Consider the following 16,967-nt stretch of genomic DNA (forward strand, 5'->3'; position numbering starts at 1 on the left):
ACAACAATACGTACAGCGCAGTAAGGCATGCAATGATAATACCACCCATGTGCTTAAAGTTAGAAAAATCGGAATTCGGATTTCGGAATTCGGAATTGTATTTTCTAATTTTTAACTCTGAACTCCGAATTCTGAATTCATAAGTATGATCCATCCTTCTGCATTTGTAAGCCCGCAAGCCAAAGTTCACGATTCTGCCGTTATTGGTCCGTGGTGTTTGGTAGATGCCAGTGCCGAAATTGCCGAAGGAGTCATCTTGGAGTCCCGCGTGCATGTGTACGGCGGGGTATCGGTCGGCAAAAATACGCATGTCTATGACGGTGCCATTTTGGGCGGCCCTCCGCAAGATCTAAAATATGCGGGCGAACCCACCCGGCTCGAAATTGGCGAAAACTGCACCATACGCGAATATTGTACGCTCAACCGTGGCACGGTACAGGGCGGCGGTTGCACACGCGTCGCAGACCATGTCTTGGTGATGGCCTACTCGCATATCGCCCATGACTGCGACATTCGAACAGGAGTCGTCATTGCGAACAGTTGCCAGTTGGGCGGCCACGTGCGCATCGGCGAATATGCGACCATCGGTGGCGTGACTGCAATCCAGCAGCGCAATCAAGTCGGCGCCTACGCTTTTGTGGGTGGCACGCACAAGGTGGACCGCGACGTTCCCCCATGCACCAAGGCGTCGGGGAACCCCATCCGCTACGGCGCCTTGAACCTGCACGCCCTGCGCCTGCATCCCGAAAGTTTCCCCGAAGAGCGTGTCCAGAATTTGCAGCGCGCCTACCGCGAACTGTATCGCGGCACGCGCCCCACTGCCGAAGTTATCGAAGAACTCAAAAAAGGCCCGGAACCTTTGTTCCAAGCCTTCTTTGACGAGCATTGGGGCGGCACTCTCGTTCGCCCGTAAAAAGCCTTATTAAAGTCCGAATGCTGCAGGGAAGCCTTCGTACCAGGTGGCTTCATTGCGGTCGTAGGCTTCGAATCCGCCGACCTTCGTAAAGCCCCAATAGTGCCAAGACATGTCCAGGCTTTCGGCAATTTCAATCGACTTTTCTGCCCACTGGGCCTTCATTCTTGCAGACGGGAGAACGCCGTCGGCGTCGCATTCCCTGGAGTTTGCGAAGTCGCCACCGCCCGAAATACCGAATTCACCCATGTTCATGGGAATGTGCCCGCCATTTACGTCCGGATAAAGAGCCGTTGCCTGCTTGACATAAGTCTGAAGGTCGTACATGGCGTTGTTGGCGTAGGCGGCGTCGCCCTTGCAGGGGTAGCTGTGCCCTTGGTGGCTATAGCCGAAGGGTTCGTAATAATGGCCGGAATAAATGATGTTGCCGTCTTGCGGCAAGTGCAGTATACTCAAGTCGGCAAATTTGGCGGCGTGGTAAGATTCGAACATGATCGTCTTTCCGGGTGCTGTAGCGCGAATTACTTTGTATGCGTCGTTCAGGAGTTCGTCCACCATTTGTGCGTTTGCGATGGTGGGTTCGTTCAGGATCTCGAAAACAAGCATGGAGTCCGGAGCGATAGCGTCCAGCTCGGCTGCGACCTGTGCCCACAACTGCAAGAAATGTTCCTTTTCGGCGTTGTAGGCAGCCGGATCAGAACTGAACTTGTTACCGGCGTTGTTCAATTCCACGTAGTGGTGGAAGTTCACGACGACAGCGAGGTCTTGCGCCAAGGCGAGCTTGATATCTTCTTTTACGCCTTCAAGACGTTCGGGATCGACGGTATGCGTGCTGTAGTCGGAATTCTGCTGCCAACGAACCGGGAGACGGACGGAGTTGAAACCCGTTTTCTTGATTACGGCAAAGTCATTGTCTTCGATGCAGTTGCCCCAGCTGCAATCCAGCGAGTTGCCCTGAGAATCCCAGGAGTTTCCCAAGTTGATTCCCTTGCCGAGGCGCTTGTTCATGGCGCGGCCTTTGGAATAGTCTACGGCGATTACCTGGTGTTCAGGTTCTTCTGGAGTCGGCTCCACGGCTTTGTGGCTGCTTTCGCTAGAACAGGCGGAAAATAGAACGCTGCCTGCGAGCGCAAGAGCTAACGAATAGGAGTGCGGAAATTTCATAAAGACCTCTATATTAGGCAATATCTTGGTTGTAAAATAAAATTACACTTTTTTTACGGATTGGACAATCTGTAGTAAAAATAATGTGTTTACTTACGAAAACGCGAAAAATAGCGAAAAATAAGAAATTTGGGGAGAATTTACCCCACTTCAACCTTTTTTTTGCAAAACAGCGCCTCCGAACCCCTCAAAAACAAGTTATATTGTACCCGTCCGTATCTGGAGAATTTTAGATATTATGAAAGCAAATCCGCATAAAGCAAGCTGGGTGTGCGCCTTGGGCGTACTCCTTTTAGCGTCTTTCTCTTTTGCTGGTTATGGTTTTAGCGACTATCGCGACCGCGACCAGTCCCGTTTTGTCACTAAACAGGCGAAGCCGTTCCGACCCGACAAAGATGTCGTGTCCGTCGTGATGCGTGAAGCTATTCCGCGTGGTGGTGGATATACCTACCAGTACCCGCGTGAAAACCCCGAACCGGTACTTACGGACAAGTATGCCATGGAAGGCGCCCTTTCCATGGAAATTGAACTTATCGCAAGCGACTATTCCGGTGTGGCTATTTGTATTGCCGGTTCTGTCGACTTGACTCCGTATTTCGAAGAAGGTGTCCTGGAATTCTGGATCAAGGGTGCCCAGGGCGGCGAAAACGCCTTGTTCGTGCTCGTTGATGACGGCGTGAAGAGCGGTGGCGAATCCCTGCAGGTGAAGCTCCGTTCCAAGAGCCTTGGCGAAATCACTACGGAATGGAAACACTTTAGCATTCCCCTCAAGTTGTTCGGTACGACTGGTGTGTACTGGGATGCCAAGAATACCCGCGAAGTCATGTTGCCGTTTAGCTGGAGCAACTTCAAGGGATTCCGTCTCGAAGTCCGTAAAGACGAAAACGAGTCCTTCAAGGTCTGGATTGACGATATCGTGATCAAGAAGCACGGTAAGGCTTACGAAGGTCCGATGAACTATCCGTTCCGCAACGAGATTTAAGAGGATTTTATGCGCAAATTACCTACACTATTTACGACTCTGCTTTGCTGCACGTCTTTGGCCCTGGCCCAGATGGACGACGAAGTGTCTTCTACCGAAGAATTCGAAGAAGCCGCTCCCGCTGCTGAAGAAAGCTCCGAAGAATCTGTTGCGGAAGCATCCGAATCTGAACCGGCCGCAGAAGAATCTGCTGCCGAAGAACCCGCTGAAGAAACTCCGGCAGAAGAACCTGTCGAAGAAGCTGCCGCCGAACCTGAACCGGCTTACGAGCCCGAACCGGTGGCTGAAGAAGCCGCCCCCGCTCGCGACCTTGCGACTCCGGCCGAAAAGGCTCCCTACCAGCCGCTCGTCGTGAACGCCTCCTCGCATCTTGATCCCAAGACGCAGATGGCCAACGTGGAAGAAGGTCTCGATACCCTTGCCAACAACATGGAATCGACCATTATGGGTAAGGACGATCTTCCGATGGCGGTTTCCGGTTACTTGGCCTTCCGTCTCAAGAACTTCCATTACTCTGACGAGAGCCCCTGGATCAAGAACGACATGGCTCGTACTTCGGTGGACGCCGTGCTCAACATGAACATTGTGGCCATGCCGAACTCGTACATGACCCTCTGGACGAACATGAGCTTCCCGTTCGACCTGTCCGGTCTCTATGGCAACAACCTTGCCAAGCACCCGACTCAGGTTCCTGGCAACAAGGACGAACATGTCCTGTATGACCACTCCACGGACTACTACTCCACGACCGTGAACGAAGAAATGAACTTCGGCGTGGACATTCGTGCAGGCGTCTTTGGCGCTTACGTGACCGCCGGTGGTGTTATCTGGGCAAACGCTTCTCCGCTCACTATGTGGGAACGTGAAACCAACCCGCGCTTCGCTTGGCAGTATGAACTGTTCGAAGACGAAAAGACTGTTTCTACCTACTATAAGGAAAAGGTGTTCAAGCCCGTCAAGGAAGGTGGCCGTGCATTCTGGACCAACCGCAGCTTCGGTGGTGTGTTTGCCAACGTCTACCAGCTCCCGTTCAACATGAAGGCCCAGTTCCTCGTGTCCCAGCCGGCCGACGCCGACATCGGTACCCGTGACGGTCTGCGCATGTACGGTGGCCAGCCTGGCGAACTTGAAATGTCCGGTACTTACGACTTCCGCGGTTCCATTTACCATGGCCGTATCGCCAAGGAAAAAATTGCGGACAACCTGACTCTCGGTTTGAACTACATGGGCGTCATCTTTGACGACGACATCATTTACGAAGACGAATTCCGTAACCAGTGGATTAAGTTCTCCGATGTCGGCCCTACGATCCTCAATACGCATGTCGCTTCTATCGACGTCAAGGGTAACGTTACTCCGAAACTCTACTTGATGGCCGATGTGGCCCTCAGCATGACGGACTCTGTCCGCTTCTACCAGACTGCCGATGCCGCTAACTACAACGAAGCAAACGTCAGTAGTGGTTACCTCCCGGATGCTAACGAATCCAAGATGAATACCCCGCAGGTGGGTGTTTACGTGAAGGCCCAGTCCAAGTATGTCGAAGGCTGGCCCATGACGGTCGAAGCGATCTTCCTCCCGAAGGATTTCTACTCTCCGTATTCTTTGAGCAACCCGTCCCGCTTCAACAGCTGGCGTAAGGACGAAGCCTACCTGAACGGTGGTTCTCTCCGCTACACCCCGAACATGGCCGGCCTCAACTTCAAGTTGGAACCGACCTTCAACCGTGGCTACTTTGACTTGCAGTACGGTTTGCATCGTCAGATCGAAGACGGTCAGGATGTCATTTTCTTCAACTACCGCTTGAACGGTCGTAACATGTGGGAATCCACGAATTCCTGGACCAAGCACAAGCCTCTGTTCGTGGCAGACTCCGGTAACGCCGATGGCGCTGCCTACGTGGCCCGTACCGGTACCATGGTTGGTTCCGACAGGGGTATCAAGCAGTATCGCCAGCAGGGCGGTCTCTATGGTGGAACCTGGGAACTCTGGGAATCTTTCGTTGCCTACGAAAGCACCGAACAGATCGAAAAGGGTGAAGTTCCGTCTCACACCAAGTGGTCTTCTTACCTCTCCTTCATGGGTGGCTATGATATCGGTGGCTGGTTCGGTACCGACCGCACGATCATGATGACGGGCTACGCCGCAATTTCCGGTCTCTCTACGACGATTGCCCCGATTGCCTATAGCGAATCCCAGAAGGACATGCTCTTGTGGAGCTTCTACGGTCACTTTGAACCGTCTGTCGCTGTGACCCCGACCTTCCACATGGTGGGTGTTCTCGGTCTTGAAACCTTCCGCGCCGAAAACGCTTATACGGCCAAGGAAGTATCCCCGAACATTTCCAAGACCTCTAGCCTGATCAACAGCTTTACTTCTCTGTACTACGAAAAGGCCCCGATCAACTACCTCGAAACCGCAATCGGTATCGGCTTTGACTGGGACTTCGCCGATCGCGCTGGTCTGCACGTTCGCTATAAGTGGATGACTCATTCCGACGAAGCGATTTCGGTTAATGACTGGCATTCCCACTACATTTCTGCCGAAGCTAAGGCTTGGTTCTAATAGGGGGTGCAGAACATGAAAAAGATTATGAATATGAAAAAGACTTTTGCCGCCATTCTTGCCGCCTCCATGGCCGCTTCTGCAGCTACGGCTGTAGAAAATCAGGAATTGCTCGAGAGCAAGGTAGATTCCATCAACGCCAAGCGCGGTCTTGAAATTACCGGTGCCATTCGCGCGGTTGCCCAGTCGTCCAGGTTCGAAACCGACAACGATTATTCGGGTCTCAACCACATGCCGAGTGTCGAAAAAGACGAATTCGTGACTGCTGACATTAACTTCGGTTTCCGCCCCTGGGAAAATGTGCGTGCAAACGCAATGGTACGCCTGGGCGCCGGCATGCAGGAATACTTCGCTTCTGCCGCAAAGACCGTCTCGGTCGCATGGCTCAATGTCGAAGGCAATCTGGATGATTCCTTCTACTGGGTCGTCGGTGATTTCCGCCAGCAGTACTCTCCGCTGACGTTGTTCTTGCCGAGCCTCGATATCATGTACGAACCGCAGATCTTTGCCCGCAAGCGTTACATGGCCGAACACGAACAGATGATCGAAGGCAACCAGCGTAACCTGCAGGGTGTCAACCTCCAGTTCCGTAAGGATCTCGGTTCTGCCCTTGGTCAGGTCCGTGCCGAAGGTTTGTTCGCCCGTATCAACCGTACCGCGGTCTTGGACCTCGGCGGTGCCGAAGGCAACATCATGCCTAACGAACAAGTCTGGGGCGCCTCCCAGGCAGCCAACATGGACAAGTTCCTCTTGGCCGGTAACTTCGAACTCCTGCCTGTCAATCGCAATGTCTACGTGGGTGTGACTCCCATGTACATCTTCGATAACGAAGACAGCTATTCCTACACTTACCGTCATCCGAAAAATAACTACACGAACCCGTATGAACGCGAATCGATCAACCCCTACGAACTCAACCCGCAGAAGACTTTGGTCGTAAGCGGTCGCTTGGGTGCCGACGTGGCCTCGCTTATGGGGAACAACAACCTGATTCTCGATGTGACTGGCGAATTCGCGATGTCCAACGACAAGGTTTATACGGCCGACTCTTCTTACGCTCTCCAGTACGACGAAATGGGTAACCTGGTCGGACTCGCCTTGAACGAAGATGAAGAACCTTATGTCGCTCTCGACAGCTTCCATACCGAAGACCTGAGCGGTACGGCTCTCTTGGTCAATGCGAACGTGGGCTACAAGAACGAAACCTTCGGTGCCCGCCTTGGTGTCGACTTCGTGATGAACGACAGCAACTGGTTCAATAACCTCGCTCAGTCTCCGCGATTCTTTGCCCAGCGCATCCAGAACTCCGATAAGGACGGCCAGACGGTCAAGTTCGGCGTGAACTCTCCGCTGTATTCTTCCTTTGACGCTCTCTACAATTTCGACCCGAAGTTCAGCCCGGTGGCAACGACTCTCGGTACCGACGATAACGCATTTGCCGGTTCCGATGTCGAAAGCTACAGCATCGCTAACTACAACAAGAATTCCTGGACGACCAACGTCTTCACGCGCAACCAGCTCGCTTTGATGGAAACGCTCTATGACCCGGCTCTCCAGCTTGCCTTGCCTAACGGCCTTGCTACTCCGAACCGCATGGGTGCCCGTGCTACCTTGACCGGCAATTTCAAGGACTTTGCCGAAGTCCAGGGTATGTTCAGCATGTTCAACCAGGTCAAGGGCCTGAAGGTTGTGAAAGACGACCATATGGGCAACGTTTCGACCATCAGTTACAAGGCTGCAAACTACATGGAATTCGGCGGCGGCGCCAAGGTCGACATCTTCAAGATGGTCGGTTTCACGAAGCCGCTTGAAATCTCCGGTTCCTACAAGCATTCCGAACGTTCCTTGGAAACCGATTTCATGGCAGCGCTTGGCGCAGCTGAGCTGAAGTCCGAAGTAAAGTCCGACTTCATCAACGGCGGCCTCTACGTGCAGTACCTGCCGCGTCTCGGCGTGAATCTCGGCGTGCAGATGATCAATACGGAATTCACGAATACGTCTAATGCGATTACGCAGAATGCTCCCTTGCTGAAGGGGACGCAGATGCAGTGGATGGTCGGCCTCGACTACAACATTGCTCCTAACGCATGGCTCGCCGTGAACTTTGGTATGATCAATGTCGAAAATGAATACAATACCGGTCTCCTTGTCGCCGGCGCCGTCGACGGCTCCCCGAACCTGCCGGATTATTACGATGTAAAGAAGGATGCGACTGGAAAGTTCAAGCATGAATTCTCGCAGATGCTCCTTGAAGCCTCCATTAACGTGGAATTTTAATGGGAGGGTGTAAGTATGATGTTCAATAAGAAAATTTCCGCTTTCGGTCTTACTTCCGCAATCCTCTTCTCTGCTGCAACGGCCTTTGCCGAAGGCGAGAGCGTGGAAGCCCAGCAGACTTCTTTGCTGCAGAAGCTTGACTCTCTGAACGCCGCAGTTTTGGGACTTAAACTCAACGGAAACATCAAGGCTGGTGGCCTTACCTCCATGGCCAAGTCCGACCAGTTCAGCGACGATTCTCCGACTCAGGAAAACCAGGCTTATACAGACGCTAACCTGGTGCTCACGGCACGCCCGAGCTCTGAGACCCAGATCCACTTGGAACTCCGCCTGCACAAGGATTGGCAGAACGCTTTTGACGAAAACAACAATCCGGTGATTGGCCACTGGTTCAGCTACGATGGCTCTATCTTGAACAAGCACCTGGATTTCAACCTGGGTTACATGCGCGTAGGCTTTACTCCCTACACCTTGTACACTCCGCAGCAGAAACTGCTTCAGGAACCCGAAATCTTTGCCCAGAAGCGAGTCGAAGCTTTGGCCATGCGTAACCTCGATACCACGAGCAACCGCCTGATGCAGGGCTTGAACGCCGACTTCCATAGCGGCAATGTCGGCCCCTTCAGCGATATTCATGCTCAGGCAACGGGCGCCCGTATGCGCAACACTGCCAAGAAGTATGACCAGGTGTTCTTCGACTTCGATTTCTCTGACCGCTACTTCTACGGCCTGCGTCTCGGTGCCGACGCCTTTGGCGCACACTTGGGCGTGAACTACACCGATGTGTTTGACCGCGAAAAGAGCCGTCGCTCCCGCGCTATCGCTAAGTCCGACACCGTGTACTACGAAGACAACGCAGTGGTTTCTGCTGAAATCGGTTTCGATTCCAAGGAACTGCTCTCGAATCTTCCGGTTTCCTTCGGCTTGAACGGCGAACTTGCCAAGAGCTGGTGGAGCGTTGACCGCGACTACGTCAGGGACTACAAGAAGCAGGAATACGCTCTTACCGAATTCACCAGCAAGATGGATCCGGCTATCACGAACCCGATGGATACGTCCTTCATTTACATCAAGGTTTCTGAAAGCACCAAGCAGGAAGAAGTCCATGAAGAAGAAATTTTCAAGGACGACGGAATGGCCTTCTATGTGGAACCGTTCGTGAACCTGGATATTGCAGGTATCGAAGGTTCCATCAAGGTGATGTACTTGCAGAACGATGAAAAGTTCTGGAGCGAAATGGCTTCTAGCCCGGTATACCGTGGCGGCACCTCGGTGCTGAACGCTAATGCCCTGTTCAAGGACGCCAACTACACTAGCCTGGTTGATGAATTCGGCATGGCTAGCCTCGAAAACATGTACCTGGCCGTGTACAATTCCAATCCGCTCAACGCAACGAACCTCATGACGTCTTATTCCAAGAACGTCTTGACCGACGATGCGGAATCCAACAACATGTACTCTCGCCTGTTCAACAACTACAAGAACGCCCACTTCTATCGCAACGGCTACAATGCCGATGTCCTGAAGCGTCTTGAACTTGCTGACCAGAACAAGGCCTTGTTCCTGATGGATCCGGCAAATGACATGTCCCTGCCTATGGGTGTTGCAACTCCCGACCGCAAGGGTTTGAATGTCAATGTCGACCTCAACTGGAACAGCGCAGTTGAACTGAATGCGATCTTCGGCATGATTTCGACGGTCTCTTCCGATGTCGAAGAAATCAAGTACACGCGTTATGGCGCAGGCCTCGGCGTGGATGTCGGCCGCATTGCGGGTCTCGATCGCAAGATCAAGGTCCAGGGCTCCTACGACCACAGCGAAGAAGACAAGGGTTTCCAGCGTAAGAACGACCGCATCATGGCCGGCTTGAACGTAGATGTCGTTGGTCCTCTCGCTCTCCTAGCCGGTTACCAGATGTCTACTCGCGAATTCGGCATCGCTTACCCGGTGTCCGGTTCCGCCTTAATCAACAAGGCCGAAGAATCCTTGCTCCTGGCTGGTCCTCGAGTCAAGATCGCTCCGAACTCCTACCTTTCTGTCCAGTACGGTTTGCTGACGGACAAGGTGACGTTCCAGACGATCGACCTTGCTACCGGCGCTCCTGCTAATCAAGAACTTTCTATCGACAAGAACGTTATCATCGCCGACGTGACGGTGAACTTCTAAGAGGTGTGCAATGAAAAATTTTAAGCTTTTATTCTCTGCTGCGGTTGCCTCTGCTCTTATCGGCTGCTCCTCCATGGATGTTGACGACGAAGAGGCCTTGGCCGGAAACTTCCCCGCAGATTTCAGCGATGCTGCTTACATTCAGCTGCACCCTGAATTGGTCCGTGTCCAGATTAAGGATTTTGTGGCAAGCTACAATTCGAAACTTGCCGATGCCGCCAAGGCAAATGGCACTCAGGCTGCTTTTGATTCTACAAAGGAAGCTGACATTGCCAAGTATGCCGACAGTACGGAAATGCTCCACACGATCATGGTCTCTACCCAGCTTGGCGGCTTTACCGAAGCTGACTGGGAAAAGGACTGGGCCGGTGGCACTAAGGATTCCGTTTTCGCAAGCGAAACGAAAAGGGACACCTTGATACTTGCGATTGACGATTCTACCGATGCTGCGGCTCCTGTTGTGACCCTTGTTTACTTTGGCGTAAAGAAGGGTGCTGTAACCGGTAAGATCGACTATGCAGAAGATGGCACGACCATTACGGCTGTTCATGGCTACAAGACATGCGACAAGACCGCTTGCTCTGATACTGTGGATATTGAAATCACCGAAAAGATGAGCTTCAATAAAAAGGGTACCAAGGCTGAAACGGATACCTTGAAGATGGACACCATCTCGGTGCCGACTGCAGGTGCGATTTCCGCCGCACACATGAAGGTTTTGAACCAGTTGAACTTCTACGGTGTTGACGACGACTTGACGATGCTGCAGAGTGTTGCCATCGATACGTTCGCCATTTCTTACCAGTACGTCATGTTCGGTAAGGCTCATGGCTGGGCTTATCGCGCCTGTACCGAAGCTGAAAAGGCCAACCCGGTGAAAACCGAGGTTTATCCGGCAACCAAGCTTTACTGCGACGACAATGGTCAGATCCGTGAAATTAACTAGGGCGAGGTGAAATTATGAACATTAAATCGATTCTTTTGACTTTTGCTCTTGGAGCTGCGGTTACTGCCCAGGCTGCCGCCGACAAGGTGGTTGGATTCTACCCTTACTGGAGCCAGTATTCTCAGTTCTATCCGAAGGATATCCGCTACAACTTTGTGACCGACATTCACTATGTCGGCCTCGCAGCCGGTGAAGACGGCTCGGTCGCCTTTGCTGACGAAAACGACGCCGAAAACTTCAAGACGCTTGTGCAGATGTCCAAAGACAACAACGTGAAGTTGATTGTCTCCGTGGGTGGTATCGAAAACGAAGGCAACTTGAAGGCTATCGCTTCTTCCGAAGAACTTTTGCCGACTTTCGTTTCGAATGTCTCTAGCTGGCTTTCTGCAAACGGCGGCGACGGCGTGGAAGTGGACTGGCAGAACCTCACGGCAGAAGATGCCGAAGATTACGCCAAGTTGTTGAATGCCTTGGTCGATGGCCTTTCGGGCTCTACGGTGACCGCCGTGATTTATCCGGCTGCCGGCATGGATGCCTACAAGGCAGACGCTCTGAACCGCCTCGCTTACGTGGACGTGTTCATGGCCGACCAGATGACCGAAGACAATTCCTCCGTGGTCCCGAACCAGAGTGCTAAATCTGTCGAAGAAACCTTGGATGCAGTGAAGGGCGCCGGCGTGAACGGCGACTTGCTCGTGCCGGTAATCTTCCTTTATGGCAAGACCTGGAGCGGTGCCAAGGGCCTCGGAACTTCTCACCAGGGTACGGGTAGCGGTAACGAAGGTTATGTGTCCTACGCCGAACTCATGGGCAAGTTTGATTCTCCGGAATACAAGGTGACCTTCGATGCTTCTTCCAAGTCCGAAGTGGCCGTGAGCGATGCAGAAACCATCGTGTTCATGGGCATCCCTTCTGTGAAGGCAGTGGCCGAACAGGTCAAGAGCGAAGGCATGGCCGGTGTTGCGGTCTATGACCTCTCCCAAGACCATCACGAACCGATTGTCTCGCTCCTCGTGACCATCGGCTTGCAGCTCCGCCCCGAAGTCAACTACAAGGCTAAGAAGAAGTAATCCTTAGTTCGCTGGGAAAGTTCTTTAGGACCTCGCTCGAAGCGGGGTCTTTTTTTATGCGGTAGTAGTCGGGTACAGTAATCTTCTTGGCAACACGTCGTTCTTCTGGTATATGCCTGCGCTACGCTGCTTATTCGATGTGTTGCGTGGGCAAGAACCCTTGTCATAAATCGCCTGCAATCGCCGTCTATGAGTGAATGATTAGGGCTTCGTGTTGTTTGTTGCGTTGCGCCTGCTATAATTGCAGACTGTCATGGCACAGTATGGTTGCCGGCAATATGCGTTTAGGCAATATGCGCTTGCTGTATGCAGCAATACAATGTGCGTAAAAATGAGGGCAAAAAAAATACAGGCTAATTGCTTAGCCTGTATTTAAAATGTACTGCGCTTTAGTTCGCGGGAACTGGATTATTCAGCCTTGTTCCACTTGACGTTCAGCTGCTTGATGTCCTGGGTAATCACGATCAGGTAAGAACCGGTCGGGACATTGGCGAGAGACATCGTTGCGTTGTTGCGCATGGTCTTGGAGAGAACCTTCTGGCCCGTCACCGAGAATACGTCCACGTTGATGTCGCCAGCATCGCGAGAGCCTACGCTCAGCATGGACTTGGCGATAGTGGCGTGCAGAGGCAGGACCTTGTTCGTCTTGAGAATGCCAACGCCAGTATCCGGCGGAACGACGACCGGTTCAGAGCTGTAGTATTCGTCCTTGTTCACAGCCTGAGAGCTGTCACCCACGATTACCGTAATGCTCTGGTGGAATTCCTGGTAGTTGTCTGCTTCTGGGGCGTTAGCGGTAATGCGCACGATAGCGTTCTGGTTGCCGGCGGTAAGGCCGTTACCACTCTTGGTCACGTAAGGAGAGGAATCCTTGCCGTTGAAGGTGTAGGTAACCTTGGTGTGGTACATCGTGGTGTCCGGGAGCAACTTGGGTGCGCTTGCACCGAAGGCGAGCGTAGTGTTCTTGAAGTTGTTGGTCATCTTGTTGGTAGCCTTGGTGAAGGTCACCGTGATGGTGTCGTTCAGAGCGCCAAAACCGGTGGCTGCCGGAGCGGTTCCGACAATCTTTGCCGTACCGAAGCCCTTGAACTCGAACATGGTGACCTGCTTGCCGCTCTGTGTATTAGAGCAGGAAGAAGAAACGCAGGAGGCCTTCTTGACTGTGACGATTTCAGGGTTGAGAGAGGTGAGGGTGAAGGTGGATCCTTCAAGAGTCTTGGTTTCCGTTGTCAGAATCCATTCCTTGAGGGTCTTGTCGTCTTTCTTCGAGTAAGAGATTGCGCGGTTGACGTTGCAGGTACCACTGTAGTTGCAAGACAGATCCTGGAAGTTCGGAATAGTCTGCTTGGGAATAGCCGTCACCTGCACCACGGATTGAGAGCCGTCGTTAGCGGTCATGATGACGTAACCAGCGCTCTTGACATCGCCGGTAGAGGTCACGACGCCTTCGTTGCTGGACGAGTAAGTACAACCGGACTTGAAGGCGCTTGCGACGCTAGATTCGGATTCCTTGACCGTCGTAGCGTTAAAGGAGCAGGAACCGCTCTTCAGGGTTTTGGCTAGCATGCTTGCCCAGTCGCGTTTGTGCTTTGCAAGGTACGGCTGAACCAGCTTGCCAGAAGCACTGTAGCTTGCGCTGTTGAGCTTGCCGACAGTGTTCAAATCTCCGTCGGAGCCTCCATCGAATATGGCTGAAGTTTCTTGCTTGCCATCGGTTGCGTATTGGCTACCGACAGCGCGCAGACTCCAGTTACAGTTACTGATGTTGTTCTGGTCCATGAAGCTCATCCATTCCTGGGTGCTGCCGCTGCTCGGGCTGCCAGCACCGTCGGCATTGGTGGTGCCCCATTCGGTAATGAACACGGCGTTACCGGAGCTCTTGGCCTGGGTAGCGCGTCCACCGTAGGTTCCGACACCATGGGTGCCTGCATAGAAGTGGAGCACGTAGCCCACGTTCGTGCCGCTGACGCCACCGTACTGGGTCATCTGAGACCAGCTCGGGGTGCCGACCAGCACCAGGTTTTCGGTGCTTGCGCGAATACCGGGGATAACGGCATTGGCATAGCTCTGGATCTGGCTCCAGCCCTGGTTCACGGGTTCGTTAAAGATTTCGTAAATGACGTTAGGAACGTCTTTGTACTTTTCCGCCATCTTCTTGAAGAATTCCTTGGCGATGCTTTGTTCGCTGTCGGCGCGGTGGCTGTGCCAGTCGAGAATGATGTAGATGTCGTTTTCGATAGCGGCTTCCACCATTTGGTCGATCGTGGTCATGTATCCTTCGGGTGCGCCCGCATAGGAATAACTCTTGTCGAGGGCATTGCTAGTACCGCCATTGCTGTCGTAATAGTTAATACCCATGGCGAAACGGAAAACGTCCATGGGCAGGTTTTCGGCTGCCCAGCTAATGACGTTCTTGTTGTAGTAGGGTATACCTGTAGCGTCGGACCAGAAAAGGCTCATGCCGCGGATCACGGCTTCTTCGTTGTTCTTGGAACCGATGATTTTACCACCACTGGTGTGAAGTGCTCCGTAGTAGCTTACGGGGCCAATACGTTTTGGGGTTGCATTTGCTGCAGCGGCCATTGCAGGAATGGCTGCGAAGGCGAGCAGGCAGGGGAGTAATTTTGTAGCTTTCATGAGTTTTCCCTTATAGATTCCCATACTTTTTCCCATCGATGTTAAAGATACCTTAATTACGGAGAAATTGGGGCTATTAACCCTTAAAATAATGTTTACCTGCGAATACGGAGACTTTTTTGGATGCCTTCGCCCTTGATTTGGGCGATGTAGTTGCCCTTGGCGTGAACAAGCTGGTCAATAGCCAGGGAACCGGACTTCTGGAGGCCCGTCGAGGCGATTTTGTTGCCGTTCATGTCGAAGATTTCAAGCTTGGCGTTGCCTGGCATATTGCTGAAAACGATGTTTTTGCCCTGAATTTGGGCATTTTGGGCGTTTACGGCACGTTTGGGGCTAATGGCGTCGAAATTCCCGTTCGTAAGGCGGGTAATCACCTGATCCTGGGCGTCCAGGAGCTCGAGGGCGTAAATGGTGATGGCGCCGAAGCCGCCCTTGCTCATTTTGGGCTCGAATTTGAGTCCGCGGACAGCCTTCATGACCATATCGCGGTCGTTTCCGCCGCCGCTTACCCAGGAGGGCGTTACAAACTTGTCTTTCAGGTAGTCTTCGTAACTGTAGCCGAAATCGTCTTCGGTGACGCCGATATTCACGGTCGTGCCTTCGGCTGACGGGTGCAAGAAGAATCCGGGTTCGCCCCCTTCGTTTTGGTCAATGATGGTCTGCTGGTCCAAAATGGCCAAGCGGATAACGCCCTGGCTCGTGTAGGTGAGCCTGATGGCGGCAAGGTCGGAAAGGTCGTAGTAACCGTCCTGCTTGTCGAAAGAAAGGGCGACCCCTGCAAAGGGGTAAATCAAGTCGGCACCGGCTTCGTAGGTGGGTTCGGAGGCGATTCGCATTTCGGCGCTCACAATGTATCTGCCATCGGCCATCTTGTAAACACCCGAGCTGCCGGAATCGGGAACCATGACCGTGACGCCGTACTTGTCGGCGTAGGTGCCCCAGTTTTCGTAACCCCATACGGCTGCGCCGGAATTGACCGGCATCAAGGTGGCGTTCGGGGCGGTTGGCATGCGGGTCTTGGTCAGGGTGTACTTGGTAAGCCCCGTCATGTCGTATAGGTTGGGCATGTTGCCGCTCATGGAGAGCATGTACAGAATATTGAGCGTGGCGGGGTAGTACTTTTCGCCCTTGTAGGCGCCGGCCTTCTTGGCGCCTTCGGAATTTGCAAGAACCGTGTAGACGGATTCCAGGTAATTCTTGGGGTCGTCTGCCGAACCCATGGCGAGTCCGAGGCCCCCGACATAGGTAGATGTGGTAAAGAAGGCGTAGGGGCAGCTTGCTCCGTCAAGAGAGTAGCCCGGCCAAATCATATTGGCGTCGCCGTAAGTCGATTTTTCGAGCCACGGGACAATCTTGTCGTTTACCTGCTTTGCTTCCTTGATTCCGTACCAGTTGTAGGCCATGGCCATGCGCCAGGGGGTGCGTGCGGCGTCATCGAAGAATCCGCCCTTGCCGCCCGAAACGGCTGCTCCCGTATTGTCGGCGGCCTTGTGGCTGCTCCAATCGCACCAGTCGGGCATCAGGCCCGAGGTTGCATTCTGGCACTGCGAAAGGTGTTTGAGGTTTGTGCTGACGGCGGTTTCCCAGAAGGAATCTCCGGTGACGTCGGCAAAGAGCTTGAATGCGGCGGGAATCACGTAGCTGGGGTTCAATGCCGGGTTCCAATTGCTGCCGGCCTTGACGCGGCCGTCGCTTTCCATGTCCTTGGATTTCATCCAGCTGATAAGGGTTTTGGCGTCGTTCAAGTAGGTGGTGTTGTTCCACTGCTTGGAGGCCATGATCAAGGCGAATGCGGCATCGATGTCTGCGTCAGAAGCTGAACCGTTGTCGGCGTTTCCGTTCTTGTTGTTCACATGCCAGTTCATGCCCGCGGCAGAACCGCCGGCGTACTTTTTCCAGTAGGCCCACAGTTTGTCGAATTCGCTTTGGTGGTCGGCTTGGGTGCTCGACATGTAGACCATAATCATCATGCCGTAGGCAATACCTTCGGACACCGACATTTCGGTACTGTCGTTGGGGCTGATGATTCGTGCGGTTCCGTTGCCCATGTCTTCGTACCAGGCACTTTTCCAGTCGTTGAAATGAGTCTGGATGACGTTTGGGTCGACATACGTTGCGGTGTTGCCGTACTTATATGTCATTTGCTGGGGGAATGGGTATTGAGGTGCTGCAAAAGCCTGCGTTGCAAGGAGCGTGGCGATAGATGCTGCAGCTAGCACATTATATAGAGATTTTTTAGGCATAGCG

At 53.0% G+C, this 16,967-nt stretch carries 10 protein-coding genes; 7 read left to right on the plus strand and 3 right to left on the minus strand.

Features of this window, described 5'->3' with window-relative positions:
• Positions 1-145: 145 nt before the first annotated feature.
• The gene (gene lpxA, locus BUC02_RS03995) at positions 146-913 is read left to right on the plus strand and encodes an acyl-ACP--UDP-N-acetylglucosamine O-acyltransferase (RefSeq protein ID WP_073319056.1); all 768 of its coding nucleotides are present in this window, start codon (positions 146-148) and stop codon (positions 911-913) included.
• Between the two features lie 9 nt (positions 914-922).
• Here the strand turns inward: lpxA and BUC02_RS04000 are convergent, their stop codons facing one another.
• Positions 923-2,077 (minus strand): glycoside hydrolase family 5 protein, encoded by a 1,155-nt coding sequence (locus tag BUC02_RS04000; protein WP_073319059.1) that lies wholly within the window; start codon positions 2,075-2,077, stop codon positions 923-925.
• Positions 2,078-2,315: 238 nt separating this feature from the next.
• Between BUC02_RS04000 and BUC02_RS04005 the strand changes: the two genes are divergently transcribed.
• From BUC02_RS04005 to BUC02_RS04030, 6 genes are read left to right on the plus strand one after another with little or no spacing between them, the layout of a single operon-like run.
• The gene (locus tag BUC02_RS04005) at positions 2,316-3,059 is read left to right on the plus strand and encodes a carbohydrate binding domain-containing protein (RefSeq protein WP_073319062.1); all 744 of its coding nucleotides are present in this window, start codon (positions 2,316-2,318) and stop codon (positions 3,057-3,059) included.
• Positions 3,060-3,068: 9 nt separating this feature from the next.
• Positions 3,069-5,624, plus strand: coding sequence for a hypothetical protein (locus BUC02_RS04010; protein ID WP_175549795.1), 2,556 nt, complete (start codon positions 3,069-3,071; stop codon positions 5,622-5,624).
• Positions 5,625-5,639: 15 nt separating this feature from the next.
• Complete coding sequence (locus BUC02_RS04015; protein ID WP_254794090.1) at positions 5,640-7,901, plus strand: hypothetical protein; 2,262 nt, start codon at positions 5,640-5,642, stop codon at positions 7,899-7,901.
• A 15-nt stretch (positions 7,902-7,916) separates the two neighbouring features.
• Complete coding sequence (locus tag BUC02_RS04020; RefSeq protein ID WP_073319065.1) at positions 7,917-10,067, plus strand: hypothetical protein; 2,151 nt, start codon at positions 7,917-7,919, stop codon at positions 10,065-10,067.
• 10 nt (positions 10,068-10,077) lie between these two features.
• The gene (locus BUC02_RS04025) at positions 10,078-11,013 is read left to right on the plus strand and encodes a hypothetical protein (RefSeq protein WP_073319069.1); all 936 of its coding nucleotides are present in this window, start codon (positions 10,078-10,080) and stop codon (positions 11,011-11,013) included.
• A gap of 14 nt (positions 11,014-11,027) precedes the next feature.
• On the plus strand, positions 11,028-12,083 hold the full coding sequence (locus tag BUC02_RS04030; RefSeq protein WP_073319072.1) for a glycoside hydrolase family 18 protein: 1,056 nt from the start codon (positions 11,028-11,030) through the stop codon (positions 12,081-12,083).
• Between the two features lie 408 nt (positions 12,084-12,491).
• Here the strand turns inward: BUC02_RS04030 and BUC02_RS04035 are convergent, their stop codons facing one another.
• On the minus strand, positions 12,492-14,720 hold the full coding sequence (locus BUC02_RS04035; protein WP_073319776.1) for a cellulase family glycosylhydrolase: 2,229 nt from the start codon (positions 14,718-14,720) through the stop codon (positions 12,492-12,494).
• A 95-nt stretch (positions 14,721-14,815) separates the two neighbouring features.
• Positions 14,816-16,963, minus strand: coding sequence for a glycosyl hydrolase family 8 (locus BUC02_RS04040; RefSeq protein ID WP_083564382.1), 2,148 nt, complete (start codon positions 16,961-16,963; stop codon positions 14,816-14,818).
• Positions 16,964-16,967: the final 4 nt, after the last annotated feature.

The organism is Fibrobacter sp. UWOV1 (genome assembly GCF_900142495.1).
In the GTDB taxonomy this organism is placed as follows: domain Bacteria; phylum Fibrobacterota; class Fibrobacteria; order Fibrobacterales; family Fibrobacteraceae; genus Fibrobacter.

Bases quoted from the DNA above. Each gene is read 5' to 3' on its own strand.
- lpxA (WP_073319056.1), top strand. From the start codon at position 146: ATGATCCATCCTTCTGCATTTGTAAGCCCGCAAGCCAAAGTTCACGAT.
- BUC02_RS04000 (WP_073319059.1), bottom strand. From the start codon at position 2,077: ATGAAATTTCCGCACTCCTATTCGTTAGCTCTTGCGCTCGCAGGCAGC.
- BUC02_RS04005 (WP_073319062.1), top strand. From the start codon at position 2,316: ATGAAAGCAAATCCGCATAAAGCAAGCTGGGTGTGCGCCTTGGGCGTA.
- BUC02_RS04010 (WP_175549795.1), top strand. From the start codon at position 3,069: ATGCGCAAATTACCTACACTATTTACGACTCTGCTTTGCTGCACGTCT.
- BUC02_RS04015 (WP_254794090.1), top strand. From the start codon at position 5,640: ATGAAAAAGATTATGAATATGAAAAAGACTTTTGCCGCCATTCTTGCC.
- BUC02_RS04020 (WP_073319065.1), top strand. From the start codon at position 7,917: ATGATGTTCAATAAGAAAATTTCCGCTTTCGGTCTTACTTCCGCAATC.
- BUC02_RS04025 (WP_073319069.1), top strand. From the start codon at position 10,078: ATGAAAAATTTTAAGCTTTTATTCTCTGCTGCGGTTGCCTCTGCTCTT.
- BUC02_RS04030 (WP_073319072.1), top strand. From the start codon at position 11,028: ATGAACATTAAATCGATTCTTTTGACTTTTGCTCTTGGAGCTGCGGTT.
- BUC02_RS04035 (WP_073319776.1), bottom strand. From the start codon at position 14,720: ATGAAAGCTACAAAATTACTCCCCTGCCTGCTCGCCTTCGCAGCCATT.
- BUC02_RS04040 (WP_083564382.1), bottom strand. From the start codon at position 16,963: ATGCCTAAAAAATCTCTATATAATGTGCTAGCTGCAGCATCTATCGCC.